We start from the raw sequence: 20921 nt of genomic DNA, 5'->3' as shown, positions 1-20921 counted from the left end.
GCGCCTCGGGAGGCCGCCATGCGCTCAGTCCTTGGAACGGGCAATGGCCTCTTCGGCCTCGGCGATGGCCTCCGGCGTGCCGACATGCATCCACACCCCTTCCATGCGCTGGCCGAACAGCCGGCCGGCCTCGGCGGCGCGGCGGAACAGCCGGTTCAGCGAGAACGCCCCCTGCGGCGCGTCCTCGAACAGGGCGGGCGCCACCACCGCCGCGCCAGCATAGACGAAAGGCACGGTGAGTCGCTCCGGGCGCGGGGTGAGCCGGCCGAGACCGTCCATGAGGAAATCGCCGCGCCCGTCATAGCCGATCGAGGTCGCCGCCGGGGCGAGCAGCAGGCAGATGTCCATCTCCCGCGGGTCGAAGCGGTTGGCGAGACTGCGCAGATTGGGGCGGATGCCCTCGATCCACACCGTGTCGGCGTTCATCACGAAGAAGGGTGCGTCGCCCAGCAATGGCAGCGCGTTGCGGATGCCGCCGCCGGTTTCCAGCAACTCGCCGCGCTCGTCGGACAGCACGATGCGCGGGCGGGTGCGCCCTTGTAGATGGCGCTGCAAAAGGTCGGCATGGGCGTGGAGATTGACCACGGCGGTGGTCACGCCGGCGTCCGCCAGGCTGTCCAGCGCGAAGTCGATCATCGCCCGCCCGCCGACCTCGACCATCGGCTTGGGCAGGCGGTCGGTGATCGGGCGCATGCGCGTGCCGAGGCCGGCGGCGAGCACCATGGCGGTGGTGATGTCGGTCATGAACGGCCGGACTCATTCGGCGGAGTGGAAGCGGGCGCAGGCGTGGCAGCAGGCGTTGCCGCTGGCTTGGCGACCGGGAACACCGCCGGGCGCACGCCGGGCGGCAGCCGCGAGGCGCCGGGCGCGGTCACATGGTCCTTGTACCAGCTCGCCAGTCCGCCCAGCTCGGGGAAGGACAGGCAGCGTTCCAGATAGTTCCAGATGCGCGGCAGGTGCTTGAGATAGACCGGCTTGCGGTCGCGCTGGTTCAGCCGGGTGAAGATGCCGAGGATCTTGGTGGCGCGCTGCGCCCCCATCACCGCATAGGAGGCAGCGAAGCCCTTGGTATCGAAGCTGGGATCGGCGGTGCGCCGCGCCTTCACATAGCGCGAGAGCAGCGCGAGTTCGAGCGCTTCCGGCACATCGACCCGCGCGTCCTGCGCCAACGAGACGACATCATAGGCCGGCGGGCCCATCACCGCGTCCTGGAAATCCAGCAGCCCGACCCGCGCCAGCCCGGCGCGCTGGGGCAGCCACATCAGGTTCGGCGAATGGTAGTCGCGCAGCACCCATACCGGCTTCTGCGCCAGCGACGGCGCCAGCGCCGCCGTCCATAGCTGGCGGAAGGAGCGGCGGGCATCGGGCGACAGCCTTCCGCCGGAATGCGGCAGATACCAGTCGAGCAGCAACTCGACCTCGATCAGCAGCGCGTCGAGATCATAGGGCGGTATGTGGTGGTCGAGGCCGGTGGTGACGGCGACGGTCGAAGGCAGGTCCTGCGCGTGCAGGGCCGCCAGCACGTCCACCGCCAGCTCGTAGCGCTCCGGCACCGGGGCGGGCGGCGTGCCGTCGAGCACGCCCTCATGGCCGAGATCCTCGATCACCAAAAGCCCGGCATCGAGATCGCCGCCATAGATCGCCGGCGCGGAGAAGCCGCGCGCCCTGAGTGCCCGCGCCATGGCGACAAAGGGCTTCACATCCTCGGCGAGATGGGCGATGGCGCTGTAGGGCTTGCCGTTATGCACCGGCGGGCCGTCTGGCCGGCGCGGGGAATTCATCAGCACGGCGTTGCGCTTGGCGCCGATCAGCCGCTCATAGGAGCGGGCGGAGGCGTCCCCCTGCAGGAAGCGGCGCTGCGCCGGGCCGAAGCCGACCTGGTCGATCAGCGCCCGGATCGCCTTCATGCGGTAGAGAGCGCCCGCCATGCGGCCATAGCCGAGCAGGCGCACCCGGCGCATCTTCTCCGCGCCCTCGGTGGGCAGGGTGATGTGGACTTCCATCCGGTCCGGCCGCAGCACGGCGCCTTCCGCGCGCTCGGCCCATTCCACCAGCGTCACCGCCCCGTCGGTCTGCTCGCTCCAGCCGAGTTCGTCGAGCTCGGAGGAATCGCCCAGCCGGTAGAGGTCGGCATGCACCACGCGGTGGCGCGGCAGGTCATAGGCCTGCAGCAGGGTGAAGGTCGGGCTCGGCACTTCGAGGCTCGGGTCGCCCGCCAGTTCCCGGATGATCGCCCGCGCCAGCGTGGTCTTGCCGGCGCCGAGATCGCCACCCAGCGTCACCAGATCGCCCGGCCGCAGCAGGGCGGCGAGGTCCATGGCGAGGCGCCCGGTGGCGGTCTCGTCCGGCAGCACCACGTCCCAATGCGCCACCGGCGAGGTGGGAACGGAACCCGTGTTGCGGCTGTCGATCATCGCCCTACTCCGCCGCGTCCCGGCCCGCATCCGCCGCGCGCGGGAAGATGCAGGTCACCAGCGTGCCCCCGCCCGGCGCCGCGCTGAGGCTCACCGTACCGCCATGCAGCGCCACCAGCGAGCGCACGATGGACAGGCCGAGCCCGACGCCGCGATGACGCGAGCCGGCGGTGTGGCTCTCGAAGCGGTCGAACACCCGCGCGCCGATTTCCGGCGGGACGCCCGGTCCCATGTCGCGCACGCGGAACACCACCTTGTCGTCCCGCCGCTCGGCGGCGAGCGTGACGGTGGAGCCCTCCGGCGCGAAGCCGACGGCATTGGACAGCAGATTGTACAGCACCTGCCGCACCCGCTTGGCGTCGGCGCGGAAGGTGCCGGCGGCGGGCGGCAGCTCGATGGACAGGCGGATGTCGCCCTCGGCAAGGCGGTCGCGCACCCCTTCCGCCGCCGCCTCCATCGCCGCGCGCAGATCGACATCAGTGAGTTCGAGCGTCATCGCGCCGGCGTCGATGGTGGCGAGGTCGAGAATGTCGTTGATGATGGCGAGCAGCGCCGCGCTGCTCTCGGTGATGTGGTTCACATAGGCGCGCTGCTTCGGGTTGAGCGGGCCGATGCCGGTGTCGTCCAGCAGCTGGGCGAAGCCGATGATGGTGGTCAGCGGTGAGCGCAGCTCGTAGGAGACATGGCCGACAAAGGTGCTCTTGAGGTGGTCGGCGGCGACCAGCGCCTCGTTGCGCTCCACCAGCGCGCGCTCCACCTGCACGCTGTCGGTGATGTCGCGCAGCGTCACCAGCGTGCCGCCATCCGGCAACGGCTGGGTGGAGCCGTCGAGAATGATGCCGTCGCTGCGCTCCAGGCGGAATTCGGTCGGCACTCGCGCGTCTATGCCGGTGACGGCGGCGCGCAGCTTGCGCCAGGCGGTGCTGTCGGCGGTCAGGCGGCGGCAGGCTTCGGCCACCGAGTCGATATGCGGGTGGGCGCCGAGCCCGGCCTTGTCGAGCCGCCAGAGCCGCTGGAAGGCGGAATTGGACAGGCCGAGCCGGCCATCGCTGCCGAACACCGCCACCGCCTCGGCGAGCGCATCCAGCGTCTCGCTCTGGATGCGGGTGAGCGAGTTGAAGCGGCTTTCCAGCGCGAGGCGCTCGGTCACCTCGTCGAACAGATAGGTGACGCCGCCTTCCGGGTTCGGGGCGGTGACGACGCGCAGCGTGCGCCCGCCCGGCAGGTGCCACCAGTGCTCGCGCGGCTCGATGGCGCGGTAGGCGGCGTGCAGGTCTTCGCGCCAGACGCGGAAATCCGCCTGTTCCGGCAGGCGCCGCGCCGCGCGCAGCCGGTCGAGCACCGCGCCATCGGTCGGGCGGTCGTCGAGAAAGGCGGCGTCGAGTTCGAACAGGCTGGCATAGGCGGCATTGTGGAACACCAGCCGCTGGTCCTTGCCGAAAATGGCCACAGCGGTGGCGAGCTGGTCCAGCGTGCGGCGATGCGCACCGATGACATGGGCAAGTTCGGCCCGCACCGTTTCCGCCTCGGTGGCGTCGAGCGCGATGCCGGCGGCGCCGCCGCCGACCGGCACTTCCAACACATCGCGCACCTGCCGGGTGCCGGCGATCACCACCGGCTGGCGCGCCTTGAACGGCAGGCTGGCCGCGTGCAGCTTCTGCGCCTTGGCCCGGCTCTGCTGGTCGAGCAGCCAGAGGTCACGCGCGGCCGCGTCGTGCCCGTCCCGCGCTTCCACCGCATGGGCATAGGCGGCATTGCTCCAGCGCAGCTTGCCGTCCTCGCCGCCGACCCAGACGGGGGCCGGCAGCGCGTCGAGCAGAGCCCGCAGCGCCGTGCTCTCGTCGTCGAGGGCGCGATAGGCGACTTCGAGCCGCGCCTGGTCCAGCCGCACGCCGGTAATGTCGCGCAGGCGCAGCACCACGGCCGAGCCGACGGGGCGCCCCTCCGCCTCGACAAAGCGCCCGTCCTGCGTCGCCAGCGTGGCGGTGAGCGGCGTGCCGCGCGCCCTCAGCCGGTCCACCGCCGCCTCGATCTCGCCCGCCGCCGCCGGCACCAGCCAGGAGCCGAAGGCGAGGATACGGGCGGGCGCGACCACGCCGGTGAAGGCGGGGGTATTGCCGATGATTTCCGGCTCGCCGGCGGGATCGCGCCAGACCACGACGATCTGCGGCTCCGCCATCAGCAGCGCGCGCGCCTCGTCGATCTGCGCTTCCAGCCGGGCGATCTCGCCATAGGCTTCCGCCTCGCGCAGCAGCGACTGCCGGCGGTAACGCAGATGCACGATGGCGGTGGTGGCGGCGAAGACGATGAGGCCGACCACGAGGGCGAGGCCGATCAGGGCGCTGGGGTCCTGCACAGCGAGAACGGCGAACACGCCGTCGCCGGCGGGCTGGGCATAGGCGCGCGCCCCGGACAAAGCGAGCGCGCCGCCGGCAAGGGTGGCGGCGGCGAGAACCGCGAGGCGGGCAAGGGACGCAGCGGGCAGTGCCGCCATGCGACGCGCGGAGCGGCGGACAAGGCGGCGCAGCTGCCGGCGCCAGGGGCGCGAAAGCGAGCCGGCCCGCACGTCGCGGCGCCCGTCGTCTCCCGTCCCGCCGTTGTCGGCCGGATGCGCCATCCGCGCCCGTCTCCCCCTCGCCGCGTGCCGACCTCCGGCAGACGCCCCGCACGTGGCGGGGCATCGAATCACCGCGACTTTAGCGAAGCCGGGTGTGCTCTAGAAGGGCCGGAGGCGGCCTATACAGGCCAAGGCGTGGCGGCGGGTCAAAGTCCCTCGAACAGGGCGGTAGAAAGATAGCGCTCGGCGAAGGAGGGAATGATGACCACGATGGTCTTGCCCTCATTCTCCGGCCGCGCGCCCACTTCCAGCGCCGCCGCGATGGCCGCGCCGGAGGAGATGCCGACCGGGATGCCTTCCAGCCGGGCAATGGCGCGGGCGGTCTCGAAGGCGGTCTGGTTGCCGACGGTCACCACCTCGTCGATGACGGAACGGTCGAGCACGTCCGGCACGAAGCCGGCGCCGATGCCCTGGATCTTGTGCGGGCCGGGCTGGCCGCCGGACAGCACCGGGCTGTCCTCGGGCTCGACCGCGACGAGACGCAGGCCCGGCTTGCGGGGCTTGAGCACCTGGCCGAGGCCGGTGATGGTGCCGCCGGTGCCGACGCCGGAAATGACGATGTCGACCGCGCCGTCCGTATCGTTCCAGATCTCTTCCGCCGTGGTGCGGCGGTGCACGGCCGGGTTGGCCGGGTTGCGGAACTGCTGGGGAATGATGGCGTCCGGCAGTTCCTTCACCAGCTCTTCCGCCCGCGCCACCGCGCCGCGCATGCCCTGCGCCGCCGGGGTCAGCACCAGCTCGGCACCGAGCAGCGCCAGCATCTTGCGGCGCTCCACCGACATGGATTCCGGCATGACGAGGATCAGCCGGTAGCCGCGCGCGGCGGCGACGAAGGCGAGCGCGATGCCGGTATTGCCCGAGGTCGGCTCGACCAGCACAGTGCCGGCCTTGATGACGCCGGCTTCTTCCAGCGCCTCGATCATGGAGACGCCGATGCGGTCCTTGACCGAGCCGATCGGGTTGAAGAATTCGAGCTTGGCGAGAATGCGCGCCTTTACCCCCCGCTCGGCCGGCAGCCGGTTCAGCTGAACCAGTGGCGTGTCGCCGATGGTCTCGGTGATCGAGGAATAGACCCGCCCGCGGCCCGGCTTGTCAGCGGTGGTGGCGGTGGTGGTGGGAGCGGTCTCGGCCATGGGTGCCTCCAGCAAGCGGGCCGGCACATGGCACGGCTCGTCATTGGCGAATTGTTCTCGGACGAACGTTCTTCAACAGACGCCTGTCGCCGGCAGCGCTACCATATTCACGTTGCCAAGTCGAGGAAACAAATTTTGAACAAGACTAAATTGTGAAATCTATGCCTTCCGGCAGGCCCTTGCGCAGCGTGTTCTGCGCGGCGGCGCGGCAGAGGTCTTCCACCGTCACCCCTTCCAGCGCGGTCTCGAAGGCGCGCTCGGCCTCGGCCACCGCCGGCTGGACGATGTCGCGGACGATGGGCGGGAAGCCTTCCAGCGCCTCCTCCCCTTCCGCCTCGACCACGCGGACCACTTCGGCCACGGTGATGCGCCGGCGCTCGCGGGCGAGTTCATAGCCCCCGCGCGGGCCGCGCACGCCTTTGAGCACGCCGGCATGGACGAGCGCCTGCAGCACCGGCTCCAGATGGCGCGGCGGCAATTCGTGCCGCGCGGCAAGCGCCTTGGCCGCCACCGGCGCGCCACGGGCGTGCAGCGCCACGTCGACGACGGCGGCGATGGCGAGGAGACTTTTATCGGAGAGGCGCGGCATGGCTCTTGGCTAGCGCGATATTTGCCGGCCGTCGAGCCCCGTCGAGCCAAATCCACCATCTCCGCGCGTTGTTTCGTCGAATTTCCCGGTCTCGACGAGATGAATGCGCGTGACCGGCGCCACCACCATCTGCGCGATGCGCTGGCCGCGCTCCAGCACCACCGGCTCCGTGCCGAGATTGACCAGGATCACCTTCACCTCGCCGCGATAGTCGGAATCGACCGTGCCCGGCGCGTTCAGCACCGTCAGCCCCTGTTTCAGCGCCAGCCCGGAGCGCGGGCGCACCTGCGCCTCGAAGCCTTCCGGCAAGGCCAGCGCCAGCCCGGTCGGCACCGCCGCGCGGGCGAGCGGGGCGAGCGTCAGCGCTTCCCCCTCCGGCAGCGCCGCCATCAGGTCGAGCCCGGCGGCGCCCGGCGTCGCATAGGCGGGCAGCGGCAGGCCCTCGCCATGGGGGAGGATGCGGACGGTGACAGCGAGACTCACGGGGCGGTCTCCTCAGGGCCGGTGGCGGCGATGATTCGGGCAATGAGGCGCGCGGCCACCTCGCTCTTGGAGGCCGGCGGCCACGCCTCCACCCCGGCCTCGGTGATGAGGTGGACTTCGTTGCTGTCCCCGCCCATCACCCCGCCGGGAATGCCGCTCTGGGCGGACACGTCATTGGCGACGATCCAGTCGCAGCCCTTGCGGGCGCGCTTGGCCTCAGCATACGCCACCACATTCTGCGTCTCCGCCGCGAAGCCGATCACGAGGCCGGGGCGCCCCTCCCCCCGCTGCGCGATGGTGGCGAGAATGTCGGGGTTTTCGGTCAGCGCCAGCGGCGGCAGGGCGCCGCCATCCTTCTTCATCTTCTCGCTCGCCTCACGCGCGGCGCGCCAGTCCGCCACGGCGGCGGCGAAGATGGCGACATCGGCCGGCAGCGCGGCTTCCACCGCCGCCAGCATCTCGCGGGCGCTTTCCACCCGGCGGACATCGACGCCGGCGGGGTCGGGCAGGTTCACCGGACCGCTCACCAGCGTCACCCGCGCCCCGGCCTGCGCGGCGGCGGCGGCGATGGCGTGGCCCTGCTTGCCGGAGGAGCGGTTGGCGATATAGCGCACCGGGTCGATCGGCTCATGCGTCGGGCCTGAGGTCACCAGCACATGCCGCCCGGTGAGCGGGCCATCGCCGGCCAGCATCGCCTCGGCGGCGGCGGCGATTTCCAGCGGCTCGGCCATGCGGCCCGCCCCGTCCTCGCCGCGCTCGGCCATGGCACCAGCGTTCGGCCCGACGAAGCGCACCCCGTCGGCGGCGAGCTGCGCCGCGTTGCGGCGGGTGGCGGGGTTCGCCCACATGGCCGGGTTCATCGCCGGGGCGAGCAGCACCGGGCGGGTATTGGCCAGCAGCACGGCGGAAGCGAGGTCATCGGCGAGGCCATGCGCCATCTTGGCCATCAGATCGGCGGTGGCGGGGGCGACGATGACGAGATCGGCCTCGCGCGAGAGGCGGATGTGGCCGACATCCTGCTCCGCCTCGCGGTCGAACAGCTCGGTGAACACCGTGTCATGGGAAAGCGCGCCGGCGGCCAGCGGGGTGATGAAATGCTGCGCGGCGGATGTCATCACCACGCGTACCGCCGCGCCGCGCTGCTTTAGCCGGCGGATCAGGTCGAGGCTCTTATAGGCGGCGATACCGCCGCCGATGATGAGCAGAAGGCGCTTGTTGGCGAGCATGGCGTTTCCCGAAGGCCCGGAGCGGGAGGTCGGGCGTTCATACAGCCAAACGCCGATTCGGCCGAAGGGCAACCGCGAACATGCTGAATGCCCGCCGCCGGCAGTAGGACACCGGCGACGGGTGCGCGCCTTACTGCGCGAACTGAAACCGCGTCGGTGTACCTGCGGCAAGGCTCGGCAGGAAGCTGAAATCGGACGGCGTCTTGTTGTCCACCAGCGTCGCCCCGCGGTGGCAGCCAATGCAGGAGCCCACGCCGCCGGAGGCGGTCGGCTGGGCGTTGTTCTGGATGTAAGTTTCCAGCGTCGCGTTGGAGAGCAGGCCGGGCACGGCGTCGTTGGGGTAAGGGGCGACCCGGCCGTCAATAGGGGCGCCCCACTGGGTGCCGACCAGCTGGTAATTGGCCAGCGGCGAACCGGCGAGCGCATTCTGCCATTGGGCGTTGAGCGCGACGGTGAGAGCATAGATTTGCCAGCAACGAACGACCTGCGGGCCGGAATACAGCGTCTGCGTCCCCACGCTCACCGGCTGCGCATAACCCTTGGCGTAGGGCTGGACCGGGTTCCAGCGGAAATTGGGGGTCGAGGCCGAAGGGGCGGGCGCCACATTGGTCGCCGCGCTGGTGGATGGCACGAAATAGGAGCCGACCCCGCTTCCCGCCGCCGCCGCGCCACAGGAGGGCTGATTCAGGTTCACGCAGCCGACCGGAGCGGCCGGATCGCAGGTCGTTGCCGCCAGCGGCGCGTTGTCGACATGCTCGAAGGTCGACCAGATCCATTCCGGCAGCAGGGCGGCGTTCTTAGTATTGGCGATGTTGCGCTGGATGATGTGCATGCCGACCATGCCGACCGTCACTTCGGCGCAGATCTGTTGCGTGCCGCTTACCAGGTCCGGCGCCACCGCCAGCAGCACGTTCTGGCTGATGTAGCGGCCGGCGTCGTCATTCGGCCCAAGAATGCGCCAGGCGATCTTCAGCTCCATCGCGCCGTGCACCCCGACCGGAGCGGTTGAAACGGCGGGAAAGGCGACGGTCTGTCCGGCAGCGACAAAATTCGTCTGGCCCTGGACAGTTGTCAGGGTGTTGTTCAGATTGCCGTTGGGAGCTTTGAGATAAGCGAGCTCGATGAAGTTCAGCCGCCGCTCATAGAGCGTCCAATTGCCGTTGATGTCGATCAGCGGCACATCGGTGGACGCTTGGTAATAGTCGTCGTTCTTCTGCGAAGGGTTGCCATTGCCGTCGCTGCCGATGGAAATGACCGGCAGGCCCGACTTATTAGCGCAGGTGGCCTGCTCCGGCGAATTGCCGAACACCTGGTTCACCTTCAGCCAGCTCTGCCACACGCGCACGCCGCCGGCGGCGAGGCCCGCAGCGGCGGGGGCAGATTCCATATTTATCATCCAGTTCAGCCCGACAAAGCTCTGCCACGACATGTTGTCGAACGGCGTCTGCGGATCACTGGCAGCGCTGGTGGGAAGCCCGCCGATGATGCCGTTATAGCCAACGCTGTTCGCGAGCATCTTGTCGGTCCCGATATAGGCCGGGATGATGGAGCAGGGCGCGCTGGTGTCATTGGCGCAGAACTGCGCCGCCGGCACATAGGACGACTGGCTGTAGGCATATTGCGCGGCGGCGGTGGCGAGGCCGACCGCTCCGGCGAGGCACAGCATGGTAAGGGCACGCATGGCATATCTCCCCGCAAAGGTTGCGGAGAGTACCATTACACCATTACGGCGCGCCGCGCACTCTTAAGTTGCAGTATCCTAGAACCACAATTCTGCTGGACGATCGCCCTCAGAACAGCATCTGCGCCAGCAGCAGCGCCGCGATCGCCCACAGCGCCCCGGCGACCCAGCGATTGCCCCTCCCCTCGGCGCGGCCGATGGCCTCGGTGCTGGCGGGCGAGAGGGTGAGCCCGTCGCGCGTGGCGGCGTCGAGCTGCACGGCGATGCGCTGGCCATGGGCGATGAGTTCCGGCAGCGTCTGCAGCGAGCGGCCCACCGCCCCGATGCCGACCGCCACTTCCTCGATCCGCCCGGCAGGGCCGAGATTGCGCTCGATCCAGGCCCGGACCACCGGTTCGGCGGTCTTCCACATGTCGAGCTGCGGGTCGAGGCTGCGGGCGACGCCTTCCACCACCACCATGGTCTTCTGCAGGAGCAGCAGCTCCGGCCGCGTCTGCATGTCGAACAGCGCTGTGACCTCGAACAGCAGCGTCAGCAGCTTGGCCATGGAAATCTGGTCGGCGCGGCGCGAATAGATCGGCTCGCCAATGGCGCGGATCGCCTGGGCGAAATCCTCCACCGAATGGTGCGGCGGCACGTAGCCGGCCTCGAAATGCACCTGCGCCGTGCGCAGCCAGTCGCGGGTGATGAAGCCGAACAGGATTTCCGCGAGGAAGCGCCGCTCCTTTTGCCCGAGCCGGCCCATAATGCCGCAATCCACCGCCACCAGCTTGCCGTCGGCATCGACGAACAGATTGCCCGGGTGCATGTCGGCGTGGAAGAAGCCGTCGCGCAGCGCGTGCCGCAGGAAGGACTGCATGACGATCCGGCCGAGGCGCGGCAGGTCGTGGCCGGCGTCGCGCAGCGCCGCCAGATTGTTCAGCTTGATGCCGTCGACCCATTCCGTGGTCAGCACCTCGCGCCCGGTGCGGTCCCAGTCGACCGCCGGCACGCGGAAATCCTCGTCCTCGCCGGTGTTCTGCGCCAGTTCGGACATGGCGGCGGCTTCCAGCCGCAAATCCATCTCCATCGACACCGAGCGCGCCAGCGTGTCGACCACCGCCACCAGCCGCAGCCGCTTGCCCTCCGGCGAGGTGCTCTCGCCGAGCCGCGCGGCGCGATAGAAGGAGGAGAGGTCGATGCGGAAGCGGCGCTGCACGTCCGGGCGCAGCACCTTCACCGCGACGCGGCGGGCGGTGCCGTCGGGGTCGATCACCTCGCCCTGATGCACCTGCGCGATCGAGGCGGCGGCCAGCGGCGGGTCGAGCCGGGCATAAACGTCCCGCACCGGCCGGTCGAAGGTGCGGGCGATGGTCGCCTCCGCCACCGCCTGCGGAAAGGGCGGCATGCGGTCCTGCAGCAGTTCCAGGTCCCGCGCCAGCTGCGGGCCGACCACATCCGGCCGCGTGGCGAGGAACTGGCCGAGCTTCACATAGGACGGGCCGAGCCGCGACAGCGCGGCGCCGAGCCGGGCGGCGCTGGAGGCCGGCCCCCGCCGCGCGATCAGCCCGGCGAGCGCGAACAGCGGCTCGGAGCCGGGCGGGCGCACGCCGGGGTCGATGCGCGAGGCGACGCCCTCGCGCGCCATCACGAAGCCGGCACGGGCGAGGCGCAGATAATCGCCGAGGGGAGTGGCCACGGCGCTAGATCCGCACGCCGGAATGCAGCGCGACGATGCCGCCGGTCAGCGGCTGCCACGCCACGCGCCGGAACCCCGCCCCGCGCATCAGATCGGCGAAGGCTTCCGGCGGGGGGAATTTGCGGATCGATTCGACGAGGTACTGGTAGGACTCGGCGTCGCCCGTCACCAGCTTGCCCATGCCGGGGATCAGCTTGAACGAATAGGCGTCGTAAATGGCGTCCAGCCCCGGCACGTCGACGCGGGAGAATTCCAGCACGAAGCAGCGCCCGCCGGGCTTCAGCACGCGCCGCATCTCGGCAAGCGCCTTGTCCATCCGCGGCACGTTGCGGATGCCGAAGGCGACGGTGGCGGCGTCGAAGCTCTTGTCGGCGAAGGGCAGCGACTCAGCGTTGGCCTCGACGAACTCCACCCGTTCGGCAAGGCCGAGCCCCTGCGCCCGCTCCCGCCCGACGCCGAGCATGCCGCCATTGATGTCGGCGACGACGGCGCTGGTGCCCGGCCCGCCGGCCTCGACCGTGCGGAAGGAGACATCGCCCGTGCCGCCGGCGACATCGAGCAGGCGGAAGGCGCGCTCGCTCTTGGGCGGGCGCAGGCGCGAGACCAGCAGGTCCTTCCACACGCGGTGCAGGCCCATCGACATGAGGTCGTTCATCAGGTCGTAGCGGCGCGCCACCGAGTGGAACACCTCGTCGACCATGCGCTGCTTGGCTTCCAGCGGCACGGTGCGGAAGCCGAAATGCGTGTCGGCGCCTTGCTGTGTGTCGCCAAGCATTTGTGTGTCGCCCGCCATGGCTGCGCGGCTCCCGCGTTCGATCCGAAATCGGGCCGGACCATAGCGGAGAGGCCCCGCGCCTCCAAGCCGCCGGCCGGGAGCCGCGAGCAACCCAGCCCTGCGCGGGCGGCTACCCGCGGCGGCGAATCAGCCCCGCCCGCTCACGCCGGGCAGCGGACATAGACCATGGTGCCGTAGCGGCCGGCGACTTCCGGGTCGAGCCATTTGAGCACCAGCACCTGCCCGTCGAAGCGCACCACTTCGCGGTCGGAGCGCGCGCCCGGCGGCTCGTCCGGCAGGCCGATATAGATCGGGCCGTTGCCCACCTGTTTCGACACCACCTCGGAGGGGGACGAATCGTCGGCGAGATACATCATGAACCCGCCCGACGGGCCGATATTGATGACATAGGGCTGCCGGCAGCCCTGGCGGGCCTGCGCCTCGGTGCGCGCCGCGTCCTCCGGCCGGTGATAGGCGGCCAGCCCCCATTTGCCTTCCACCTGCTGCGCCGTGATCGGCGAGGTGAACTGCGGGCGCGGCGGCTCGATCGGCTGCGGCGACGGCGCGGAGGCGCAGCCGGCCAGCAGGGCGGCGAGAGCGGCGGCCGAAGCCAGGCGGAGAACAGGGCGGGGCAGGTTCATCGAGCACTCCGGAACGGAAGGCCAAACAGGCGGATAGCAGCGGTTAAGCACCAGCCCGCCATTTCAGATCCATGTATCGGGCATAATGAATGGTCTTTACGCCAGAAGACGAGCCGAACATAGTCCGCCCGCGCCCCGCCGTCGAACTCTCCCAGCCTTACCCGGCGAGAAAATGGACCGCGCCGGGCCGGAGTGAGTGACGTGACCGATTTCCTGATCCGGCCGGCGAGCGACGCGGATGGCGATGCCATTGCCGTGCTCATCGCCGCCGCCTTCGCCGAATATGAGGGCTGCGTGTTCGACCGCGCCGCCGAATTTCCCGAACTCGACGCCATCGCCAGCCATTTCGCCGGGCGCGGCGGCACCATCTGGGTGGCGCAAGGGCCGGAAGGCGTCATCGGCTCGATGGCGCTGGCCCCCACCCGCGACACCGACGCCCCGGCCGGCGGGCAGGAGATCTTCAAGGTCTATGTCGCCCGCGCCGCCCGGCGCCGGGGCATCGCCCGGGCCCTGTTCGACACCGCCCTCGCCGCCGCCCACGCCGCCGATGCGCCGGAAATCCGGCTGTGGACCGACACGCGCTTCACCGATGCCCACCGCTTCTATGAGCGCTGCGGCTTCACCCGGCATGGCGCGGCGCGCGAGTGCCACGACCTTTCCGCCACCTGGGAATATCTCTACCGCCTGCCCCTTGCGGCGGCCGCGACGGGCGAAGGCTGACTCTCATGTTGCAGGCAACCTTCAAGCGCGCCGTGCTCAACGGCCCCGCTCTGGTGACCATCACCGCCATCGGCATCCTGTCGATCATGGACGGCATCATCAAATATGTCGCCGCCAGCCACGGCACCGGGCAGATCGCCATGCTGCGCTACGCCATCGGCGCTTTGGCCGCGGGCGCGGTGTTCTTCGCCTGCCGCACCCCCCTGCCCGGCCCGGCGATGCTGCGGCCGCATCTGTGGCGCTCGGTGCTGGTGTCGATCACCGCCCTGACCTTCTTCTATTCGCTCTCCGTGCTGCAGCTCGCCGTGGCGCTGGCGCTCTCCTTCACCTCGCCGCTGTTCATCGCCCTGTTCGCCGCCCTGTTCCTCGGCGAGCGGCCGGGCAAATCGATCCTGCTGGCGCTCGGCCTCGGCTTTGCGGGCGTGCTGGTGGTGCTGTGGAACGAGCTGGACATGAGCGCCGGCGGCAGCCTCGCCAATGGCTGGGGCATTCTCTCGGCGCTGGTGTCGGCGCTGACCTATGCGCTGGCCATGGTGACGCTGAAGAGCCGCGCCGCGCGCGACCCGATCACCACCATCGTGCTGTTGCAGAACGTCTTCGCCTGCGCGCTGGTGACGCCGCTCGGCGCCTGGCAATGGGTGCCGGTGTCGACGGGGGAATTCGGGCTGTTCGTGCTCATCGGCGTGCTCGGCACCGCCGGGCATTTGTGCATGGCCTGGGCCTATGGGCGGGCGGATGCGAGCCGGCTCGGCGTGTTCGAATACACCGCCTTCCTGTGGGCGCTGGTGATCGGGCTGGTGGCGTTCAGCGAGATTCCCGCGCTGAGCACGCTGGCCGGCGCCGCGCTCATCGCCGGCGGCGCGCTCATCGCCTCGCGCCGCAGCCGGCTGCAGGAGGCGGAAGTCGAGGTCGGTCCTTAATCCCCTTGACGGCGCGGGGCTGGACCCTGCGCCGCAAGGCGGTAGGTTAGGCGCAAATCGCCCCCGGCTCCCCTCCTCGTTCCACTCGGAGTTTTCCGATGCGCCCCCACAAGGCCGCGCCGTTCACCTCGGCGCCCCTCCTGCGCCGGCGCGCGGCGCTGATCGCCCTCGCCGCCCTCGCGCTGCTGCCGGCTCTGCCGGCCGGCGCGGCGGAGCCGATCCGCATCGGCGAACTCAACAGCTACAAGGCGCAGGCCGCCTTCCTCGACCCCTATCGCAAGGGCATGGAACTGGCGCTGAAGCAGGTCAACGACGCCGGCGGCGTGCTCGGGCGGCCGCTTGAACTGATCTCGCGCGACGATGGCGGCAATCCCGGCGACGCGGTGCGCGTCGCCACCGAATTGCTGACCCGCGACAAGGTGGACCTGCTGACAGGCACCTTCCTCTCCCATGTCGGGCTGGCGGTGGCGGAACTGGCCAAGCGGCGCAAGGTGTTCTTCCTCGCCGCCGAACCGCTGACCGACAAGCTGACCTGGGCGGACGGCAACCGCTACACGTTCCGCCTGCGCCCCTCCACCTACATGCAGGTGGCGATGCTGATGCCGGAGGCGGTGAAGGCCAACCGCAAGCGCTGGGCGCTCGTCTACCCCAATTACGAGTATGGCCAGTCCGCCGCGCAGACCTTCAAGACCCTGCTGAAGGCGGCGCAGCCGGATGTGGAATTCGTCGCCGAGCAGGCGACCCCGCTCGGCAAGATCGACGCCGGCCCGGTGGCGCAGGCGATCGCCGACGCCAAGCCCGACGCGGTGTTCAACGTGCTGTTCGCCGCCGACCTCGCCCGCTTCGTGCGCGAGGCCAATACCCGCAAGGCGCTGGACGGCACTTTCGTCGTCAGCCTGCTGTCGGGCGAGCCGGAATATCTCGACCCGCTGAAGGACGAGGCGCCGACCGGATGGGTGGTCACCGGCTATCCCTGGTACGCCATCACCATTCCCGAGCACCAGGCGTTCCTCGACGCCTATCGCGCCGCCTATGGCGACTATCCCCGCCTCGGTTCCATCGTCGGCTACGCCACCATCAAGTCGCTCGCCGCCGGCCTCGCCAAGGCCGGCAGCACCGACAGCGAGAAGCTTGTCGCGGCGTTCGAGGGACTGGAAGTGGACGGGCCGTTCGGCCCCTTCACCTACCGCGCCAGCGACCACCAGGCGACAATGGGCGCCTTTGTCGGCACGCTGGCGGTGAAGGACGGGCGCGGGGTGATGGTCGATCCCGTCTATATCGACGGCGCAAGCGTCCTGCCCTCGGACGCCGAAGTCTCGAAGCTGCGCCCGGCGGCGAATTAGCGCGGCGGGCGGAAACAGGCGATGACGTTCGAACAGCTGCTGTTCCAGGCGGTCAACGGCTTCGCCTCGGCCTCCGGCCTGTTCCTCGTCGCGGCGGGGCTGTCGATCATTTTCGGCGTCACCCGCATCGTCAATATGGCGCATGGCTCCTTCTACATGCTGGGGTTGCACCTTGCGGTGTCGCTGGCGCCCCGGCTCGGTGAGGTCTTCGGCGATGCGCTCGGCTTCTGGGGCGCGATCCTCGGCGCCGCGCTGATCACGGCGGCGCTGGGCGCGCTGGTGGAGGTGCTGCTGCTGCGCCGCATCTACGCCGCGCCGGAACTCTACCAGCTGCTCGCCACCTTCGCCCTGCTGCTGATCCTCAGCGACGTCACCCTCGCTTTGTGGGGGCCGGAGGACATTCTCGGCCCGCGCGCGCCGGGGCTGACGGGGACGGTCGAGCTCCTCGGCCGCCGGCTGCCGGATTACGACATTTTTCTCGCTCTCATCGGTCCCATCGTCCTCATCGTCCTCCACATCGTACTCACGCGCACCCGTTTCGGCCGGCTGGTGCGGGCGGCGACGCAGGACCGCGAAATGGTCGCCGCGCTCGGCATCAACGAGGCGGTGCTGTTCACCGCCGTCTTCGCCCTCGGCACCGGCATCGCCGGCTTCGGCGGGGCGCTGCAGATGGCGCGCGAGCCGGCGAATCTCGCGCTCGACCTCTCGGTTCTGGGCGACGCCTTCGTGGTGGTGGTGATCGGCGGACTGGGGTCGATCCGCGGCGCCTATCTCGCCGCCCTGCTGGTGGCGGAGGTGAAGGCGCTGTGCACCGCACTAGGTGTTGTGGAGGTGGCCGGGTTCACCTTCAACATGTCGCGCCTGACCCTGGTGGCGGAATTCCTGGTCATGGCTGTGGTGCTGGTGGTGCGCCCGCACGGCCTGTTCGGTCGGCCGCTGCCGCCCGCCGCCCGGCGTAGCGAAATAGAGGCGCCGCTCACCCCGCTGGGACAGCGTAGTCGACTTGTCGTGGTGGCGGCACTGGTGCTGTTCGCCGCCGTGCCGCTGTTCGGGCTGGTGTCGAGCTACGCGCCGGTGCTGGCGCTCGACCTGGTGATCGCGGCGCTGTTCGCCGCCTCGCTGCACCTGCTCATGGGGCCGGGCGGCCTCGCCTCCTTCGGCCACGCCGCCTATTTCGGCCTCGGCGCCTATGGCACCGCCTATGCCGCGACCGTGCTCGGCCTGCCGACGCCACTCGCCTTAGCCGTTGGAATCGTTAGCGCTTCTGCTGGGGCCGTGCTGTTCGGCTGGTTCTGCGTGCGGCTGGAGGGCGTGTATTTCGCCATGCTCACCCTCGCCTTCGCCCAGATCGTCTGGTCGATCGCGCATCAATGGGAAGAGGTCACCGGCGGCTCCAACGGGCTGTTCGGCGTGTGGCCGAACCCGCCCTTCGACAGCGCCAACGGGCTCTATCTCGCCGCCTTGGCGGTCACCGTGCTCGGCCTCGTGCTTCTCCGCCGCCTCGTCTTCGCCCCGCTCGGCCTCGCCTTGCGGGCGGCGCGGGATTCGCGACTGCGGGCGGAAGCCTCTGGAATCGCGGTGGAAAAGGTGCGCTGGCTCGCCTTCACTGTCGCCGGCACGCTGTGCGGGGCGGCGGGCGGGCTGTTCGCCTTCGCCAAGGGCTCGATCTCGCCGGAGGCGATCTCGGTCGGGCGCTCGATCGACGGGCTGGTGATGGTGCTGCTCGGCGGCGTGCACAGCCTGATGGGCCCGCTGCTCGGCGCTGGCGGCCTGACGCTGCTGCAGGACATGGTGATGCGCGAGAGCCCCTATTGGCGCGGCCTGCTTGGCCTGCTGATACTAGGCCTCGTTCTCGCCTTCCCGGCGGGTCTCGCCGGCGGGCTGCGCCGCGTGCGGAGCGCGCCATGAGCGTGGGCACGCCTGTTCTGGAAGTCTCAGCGCTGACAAAGCATTATGGCGGCGTGCGGGCGCTGGACGGGGTGAGCTTTGCCATCGCGCCCGGCGAATTGCTGGCGCTGATCGGCCCGAACGGCGCCGGCAAATCCACCTGCTTCAACATCGTCAATGGCCAGCTGCGGCCGGATGCCGGCGAGGTGCGGCTCAAGGGCCGCGCCATCACCGGCCTTCCCCCGTGCCGCATCGCCCGGCTGGGCGTCGGCCGCACCTTCCAGGTCGCCAGCGTGTTCGGCTCGATGACGGTGCGGGAGAATGTGCAGATGGCGCTGATCGCCGCCCGCGGGCAGGTGTTTCGCCTGTGGGCGCCGGCCCATCGCATGGCGCGCGAGGAGGCGCTGGCACTGCTGGAACAGACCGGCATGGCCGCGCAGGCCGAACGCCCGGCCGCCGCCCTCGCCTATGGCGATGTGAAGCGGCTCGAACTCGCCATGGCGCTGGCCGGCAACCCCACCCTCTTGCTGATGGACGAGCCCACCGCCGGCATGTCGGGCGAGGAGCGGCAGGCGATGATCGCGTTGGTGCGCGACCTCACCCGGGCGCGGGACCTCGCCGTGCTGTTCACCGAGCACGCCATGGATGTGGTGTTCGGCTATGCCGACCGCGTAGTGGTGCTGGCGCGCGGGCGGCTGATCGCCAATGGCAGCGTCGACGAGGTGCGTAACGACCCGGCGGTGCGCGCCGCCTATCTCGGGGGTGTCACGCCCGCTTCAAGCGAGGCGCCATGAGCACGTTCGCGCCGCTTCTGGAGATGGAAGGCCTCGACGCCTGGTATGGCGAGGCGCAGATCCTGTTTGGCCTATCCTTGCAGGTAGCTCCCGGCGAAGCCGTCGCGCTGGTCGGACGCAACGGCGCCGGCAAGTCGACCACGCTCAAGGCGATCATGGGCTTCGTGCGGCGGCGGGCACGCCGGCTGAGCTTCGGCGGCGCTGACCTTACCGCACGGCCGACCCACGCCATCGCCCGCCTCGGCATCGGCTATGTGCCGGAGGATCGCCGCATCTTCACCGAGCTCACGGTGCGGGAAAATCTCGATCTCGGCCGCCGCCCGCCTCTGCCCGGCGCCGATGGCCACGCGTGGACGATGGACGCTGTGTTCGAGCTGTTCCCGCAGCTCGGCGAGATGCGCGAGCGGCGCGGCGGGCAGATGTCGGGCGGCGAACAGCAAATGCTAGCCGTGGCCCGCGCGCTGATCGGCAACCCGGCGCTGCTGCTGCTCGACGAGCCCTCCGAAGGGGTGGCACCGATCGTGGTCGAGCAGATGGGCCGGGCGCTCGCGCGGCTGAAGACGGCGGGCCTGGCGCTGCTGATCTGCGAGGAAAATTCCGACCTGTGCGCCGGGCTCTGCGACCGGGTTCTGCGGATCGAGCAGGGCGAACTGCGCGGATCGCCGTCGGCGCCACCGCCATAGGCCGCCCCACTGTCGCGCGAGTGCTTCTATACGCACAATTTTCTCTTGCACGGTGGCCGGGCTGTGCTCTGATGCAACGACGGTATCAGAGGGGGGCATCGTCATGAGCAGCGAGGGCGCGGACAGCGCCAGCATCGGACCCGGCGCCGCCTATCAGGTCGACGCACAGATCGGCTTTCTTATCCGCGTCGCCAGTCAACGCCACACCGCCCTGTTCGCGGCGCGCATGGTCGAAGGGCTGACGCCGCCGCAATTCGCCGCCCTCGCCAAGCTGCGCGAGATTGGTCCGTGCTCGCAGAACCACCTCGGGCGGCTGATCCATCTCGATGCCGCCACCATCAAGGGCGTGGTCGACCGGCTGGAGGCGCGCGCGCTGCTCGCCATAACCGACGATCCGAGCGACCGCCGCCGCCGCACCCTCGACCTCTCCGGCCGTGGCCGCGCGGTCGCCGATGTCGCGATTCAAGTGGCCGAGGAGATCAGCGCCGCCACGCTTGAGCCGCTAACACCGAGCGAACGCGTGGAAGCGCTGCGGCTGCTGCGCAAGCTCGGCTGAGCCGCGCCCTCACGGTCAGGAACCGTCAATAGGGGCACCCAGCACCTGCCGCAGCGATTTTTCGATCTCGCCGCCGCAATAGGCATCGCCATAGAGCTGGCGCGAGCGCTCGCGAAGCGCGACGAGCGCGGGGATGGCGGCAACGCGCCGCGTCAGGCCGGCGAGTCGTGGCGCGTTCTCTTCCAGCAGCGCGTCAATGGCGGGAAAGCGCTCGCCCATGGTGCACCACAGCGTGCTGGTGACAATGTCGGCGACGCCGGGCTCCGGGGTGCCGAGCAGCGTGCCTCGGTCCGCCGTCAGGCCGTGACGCCGGCCGATCGCCTCGCCGATCCGCATCCAATGAACGAGCCGGGGAATGAAAGCCTCCCAACGCTCGCGCGTCCACATCTGCCGACCGCCGTCCAGCGTCACCTCGTCCAGCACGTCATTGGCATCGTTGACCACTTTCGCTGTCAGCGCCCGCCGGGCGGGATCGTCGGCGATCAGGCCGAGACTCTCGCCGAGATAGATCGCGATGGCGGGCATCTGCGACAAAGCAAGGCCAGTGGCGCGCTCGATGAGCACCGGCGGTCCCATGAAGGCGATGGGCTGGTCAGTCGGATCACGCTGCATCAGCGCTTCGATCTCCTCCGCCCCGTGCTCGTCCCAGCTCTTGCCGGCATGGGCCAGAAGCGCCCGGATGAACTGGCCGCGAAACGGCAGCGGCCAGTAGTAGAAATCATAATCGCTCACGCCAACGCCTCCTTCTGCCGGCAATCTCCCGGCGGAAAACGGCTGCCGG

The 20921-nt window shown here is 69.9% G+C and carries 19 protein-coding genes; 7 read left to right on the top strand and 12 right to left on the bottom strand.

The genetic code is table 11. The features are described 5' to 3' along the window. Positions 1 to 24: 24 nt before the first annotated feature. The 11 genes from ACO07Z_RS18415 to ACO07Z_RS18365 form a co-directional block, all read right to left on the bottom strand. Positions 25 to 744: a nucleotidyltransferase family protein gene (locus ACO07Z_RS18415; protein WP_421700030.1), complete on the bottom strand. Its 720-nt coding sequence runs from the start codon at positions 742 to 744 to the stop codon at positions 25 to 27. Beyond that, on the bottom strand, positions 741 to 2414 hold the full coding sequence (gene tsaE, locus ACO07Z_RS18410; RefSeq protein WP_421700029.1) for a tRNA (adenosine(37)-N6)-threonylcarbamoyltransferase complex ATPase subunit type 1 TsaE: 1674 nt from the start codon (positions 2412 to 2414) through the stop codon (positions 741 to 743). Before tsaE ends, ACO07Z_RS18415 begins: the two co-directional genes overlap by 4 nt. A gap of 4 nt (positions 2415 to 2418) precedes the next feature. Next, on the bottom strand, positions 2419 to 5031 hold the full coding sequence (locus ACO07Z_RS18405; RefSeq protein WP_421700028.1) for an ATP-binding protein: 2613 nt from the start codon (positions 5029 to 5031) through the stop codon (positions 2419 to 2421). Between the two features lie 146 nt (positions 5032 to 5177). Beyond that, positions 5178 to 6164: a cysteine synthase A gene (gene cysK, locus ACO07Z_RS18400; protein ID WP_421700027.1), complete on the bottom strand. Its 987-nt coding sequence runs from the start codon at positions 6162 to 6164 to the stop codon at positions 5178 to 5180. A gap of 145 nt (positions 6165 to 6309) precedes the next feature. Beyond that, on the bottom strand, positions 6310 to 6753 hold the full coding sequence (locus tag ACO07Z_RS18395; protein ID WP_421700026.1) for an RrF2 family transcriptional regulator: 444 nt from the start codon (positions 6751 to 6753) through the stop codon (positions 6310 to 6312). Positions 6754 to 6762: 9 nt separating this feature from the next. Beyond that, entirely contained in the window at positions 6763 to 7236 is a 474-nt protein-coding gene (gene dut / locus ACO07Z_RS18390; protein ID WP_421700025.1) for a dUTP diphosphatase, read from the bottom strand. Beyond that, positions 7233 to 8462: a bifunctional phosphopantothenoylcysteine decarboxylase/phosphopantothenate--cysteine ligase CoaBC gene (gene coaBC / locus ACO07Z_RS18385; protein ID WP_421700024.1), complete on the bottom strand. Its 1230-nt coding sequence runs from the start codon at positions 8460 to 8462 to the stop codon at positions 7233 to 7235. Before coaBC ends, dut begins: the two co-directional genes overlap by 4 nt. 130 nt (positions 8463 to 8592) lie before the next feature. Beyond that, on the bottom strand, positions 8593 to 10143 hold the full coding sequence (locus ACO07Z_RS18380; protein WP_421700023.1) for a hypothetical protein: 1551 nt from the start codon (positions 10141 to 10143) through the stop codon (positions 8593 to 8595). Between the two features lie 109 nt (positions 10144 to 10252). After that, positions 10253 to 11821 (bottom strand): 2-polyprenylphenol 6-hydroxylase, encoded by a 1569-nt coding sequence (gene ubiB / locus ACO07Z_RS18375; protein ID WP_421700022.1) that lies wholly within the window; start codon positions 11819 to 11821, stop codon positions 10253 to 10255. 4 nt (positions 11822 to 11825) lie between these two features. Next, positions 11826 to 12614: a bifunctional demethylmenaquinone methyltransferase/2-methoxy-6-polyprenyl-1,4-benzoquinol methylase UbiE gene (ubiE, locus tag ACO07Z_RS18370; protein ID WP_421700021.1), complete on the bottom strand. Its 789-nt coding sequence runs from the start codon at positions 12612 to 12614 to the stop codon at positions 11826 to 11828. 143 nt (positions 12615 to 12757) lie between these two features. Further along, complete coding sequence (locus ACO07Z_RS18365; protein WP_421700020.1) at positions 12758 to 13237, bottom strand: hypothetical protein; 480 nt, start codon at positions 13235 to 13237, stop codon at positions 12758 to 12760. A 201-nt stretch (positions 13238 to 13438) separates the two neighbouring features. Here ACO07Z_RS18365 and ACO07Z_RS18360 point away from each other — a divergent pair, with 201 nt between their 5' ends. The 7 genes from ACO07Z_RS18360 (at position 13439) to ACO07Z_RS18330 (ending at position 20140) form a co-directional block, all read left to right on the top strand. Beyond that, positions 13439 to 13957 (top strand): GNAT family N-acetyltransferase, encoded by a 519-nt coding sequence (locus ACO07Z_RS18360; RefSeq protein WP_421700019.1) that lies wholly within the window; start codon positions 13439 to 13441, stop codon positions 13955 to 13957. Between the two features lie 5 nt (positions 13958 to 13962). Next, positions 13963 to 14877: a DMT family transporter gene (locus ACO07Z_RS18355; RefSeq protein ID WP_421700018.1), complete on the top strand. Its 915-nt coding sequence runs from the start codon at positions 13963 to 13965 to the stop codon at positions 14875 to 14877. 98 nt (positions 14878 to 14975) lie between these two features. Then, positions 14976 to 16220 carry an ABC transporter substrate-binding protein gene (locus ACO07Z_RS18350; RefSeq protein ID WP_421700017.1) on the top strand — a complete coding sequence of 415 codons (1245 nt, stop codon included), beginning with the start codon at positions 14976 to 14978 and terminating at the stop codon, positions 16218 to 16220. A gap of 21 nt (positions 16221 to 16241) precedes the next feature. Next, entirely contained in the window at positions 16242 to 18128 is a 1887-nt protein-coding gene (locus tag ACO07Z_RS18345; protein ID WP_421700016.1) for an ABC transporter permease, read from the top strand. Then, positions 18125 to 18901 carry an ABC transporter ATP-binding protein gene (locus tag ACO07Z_RS18340; RefSeq protein ID WP_421700015.1) on the top strand — a complete coding sequence of 259 codons (777 nt, stop codon included), beginning with the start codon at positions 18125 to 18127 and terminating at the stop codon, positions 18899 to 18901. The genes ACO07Z_RS18345 and ACO07Z_RS18340 overlap by 4 nt, the downstream gene beginning before the upstream one ends. Continuing rightward, entirely contained in the window at positions 18898 to 19584 is a 687-nt protein-coding gene (locus ACO07Z_RS18335) for an ABC transporter ATP-binding protein (protein ID WP_421700014.1), read from the top strand. Before ACO07Z_RS18340 ends, ACO07Z_RS18335 begins: the two co-directional genes overlap by 4 nt. A 103-nt stretch (positions 19585 to 19687) precedes the next feature. After that, positions 19688 to 20140 carry a MarR family winged helix-turn-helix transcriptional regulator gene (locus ACO07Z_RS18330; RefSeq protein ID WP_421700013.1) on the top strand — a complete coding sequence of 151 codons (453 nt, stop codon included), beginning with the start codon at positions 19688 to 19690 and terminating at the stop codon, positions 20138 to 20140. A gap of 15 nt (positions 20141 to 20155) precedes the next feature. Here ACO07Z_RS18330 and ACO07Z_RS18325 read toward each other — a convergent pair whose 3' ends face one another. Next, on the bottom strand, positions 20156 to 20872 hold the full coding sequence (locus tag ACO07Z_RS18325; protein WP_421700012.1) for a glutathione S-transferase: 717 nt from the start codon (positions 20870 to 20872) through the stop codon (positions 20156 to 20158). Between the last annotated feature and the right edge of the window lie 49 nt (positions 20873 to 20921).

Source organism: Ancylobacter sp., assembly GCF_965229075.1.
In the GTDB taxonomy this organism is placed as follows: Bacteria; Pseudomonadota; Alphaproteobacteria; order Rhizobiales; family Xanthobacteraceae; genus Ancylobacter.
This window is presented reverse-complemented; position numbering and strand designations above follow the sequence as displayed.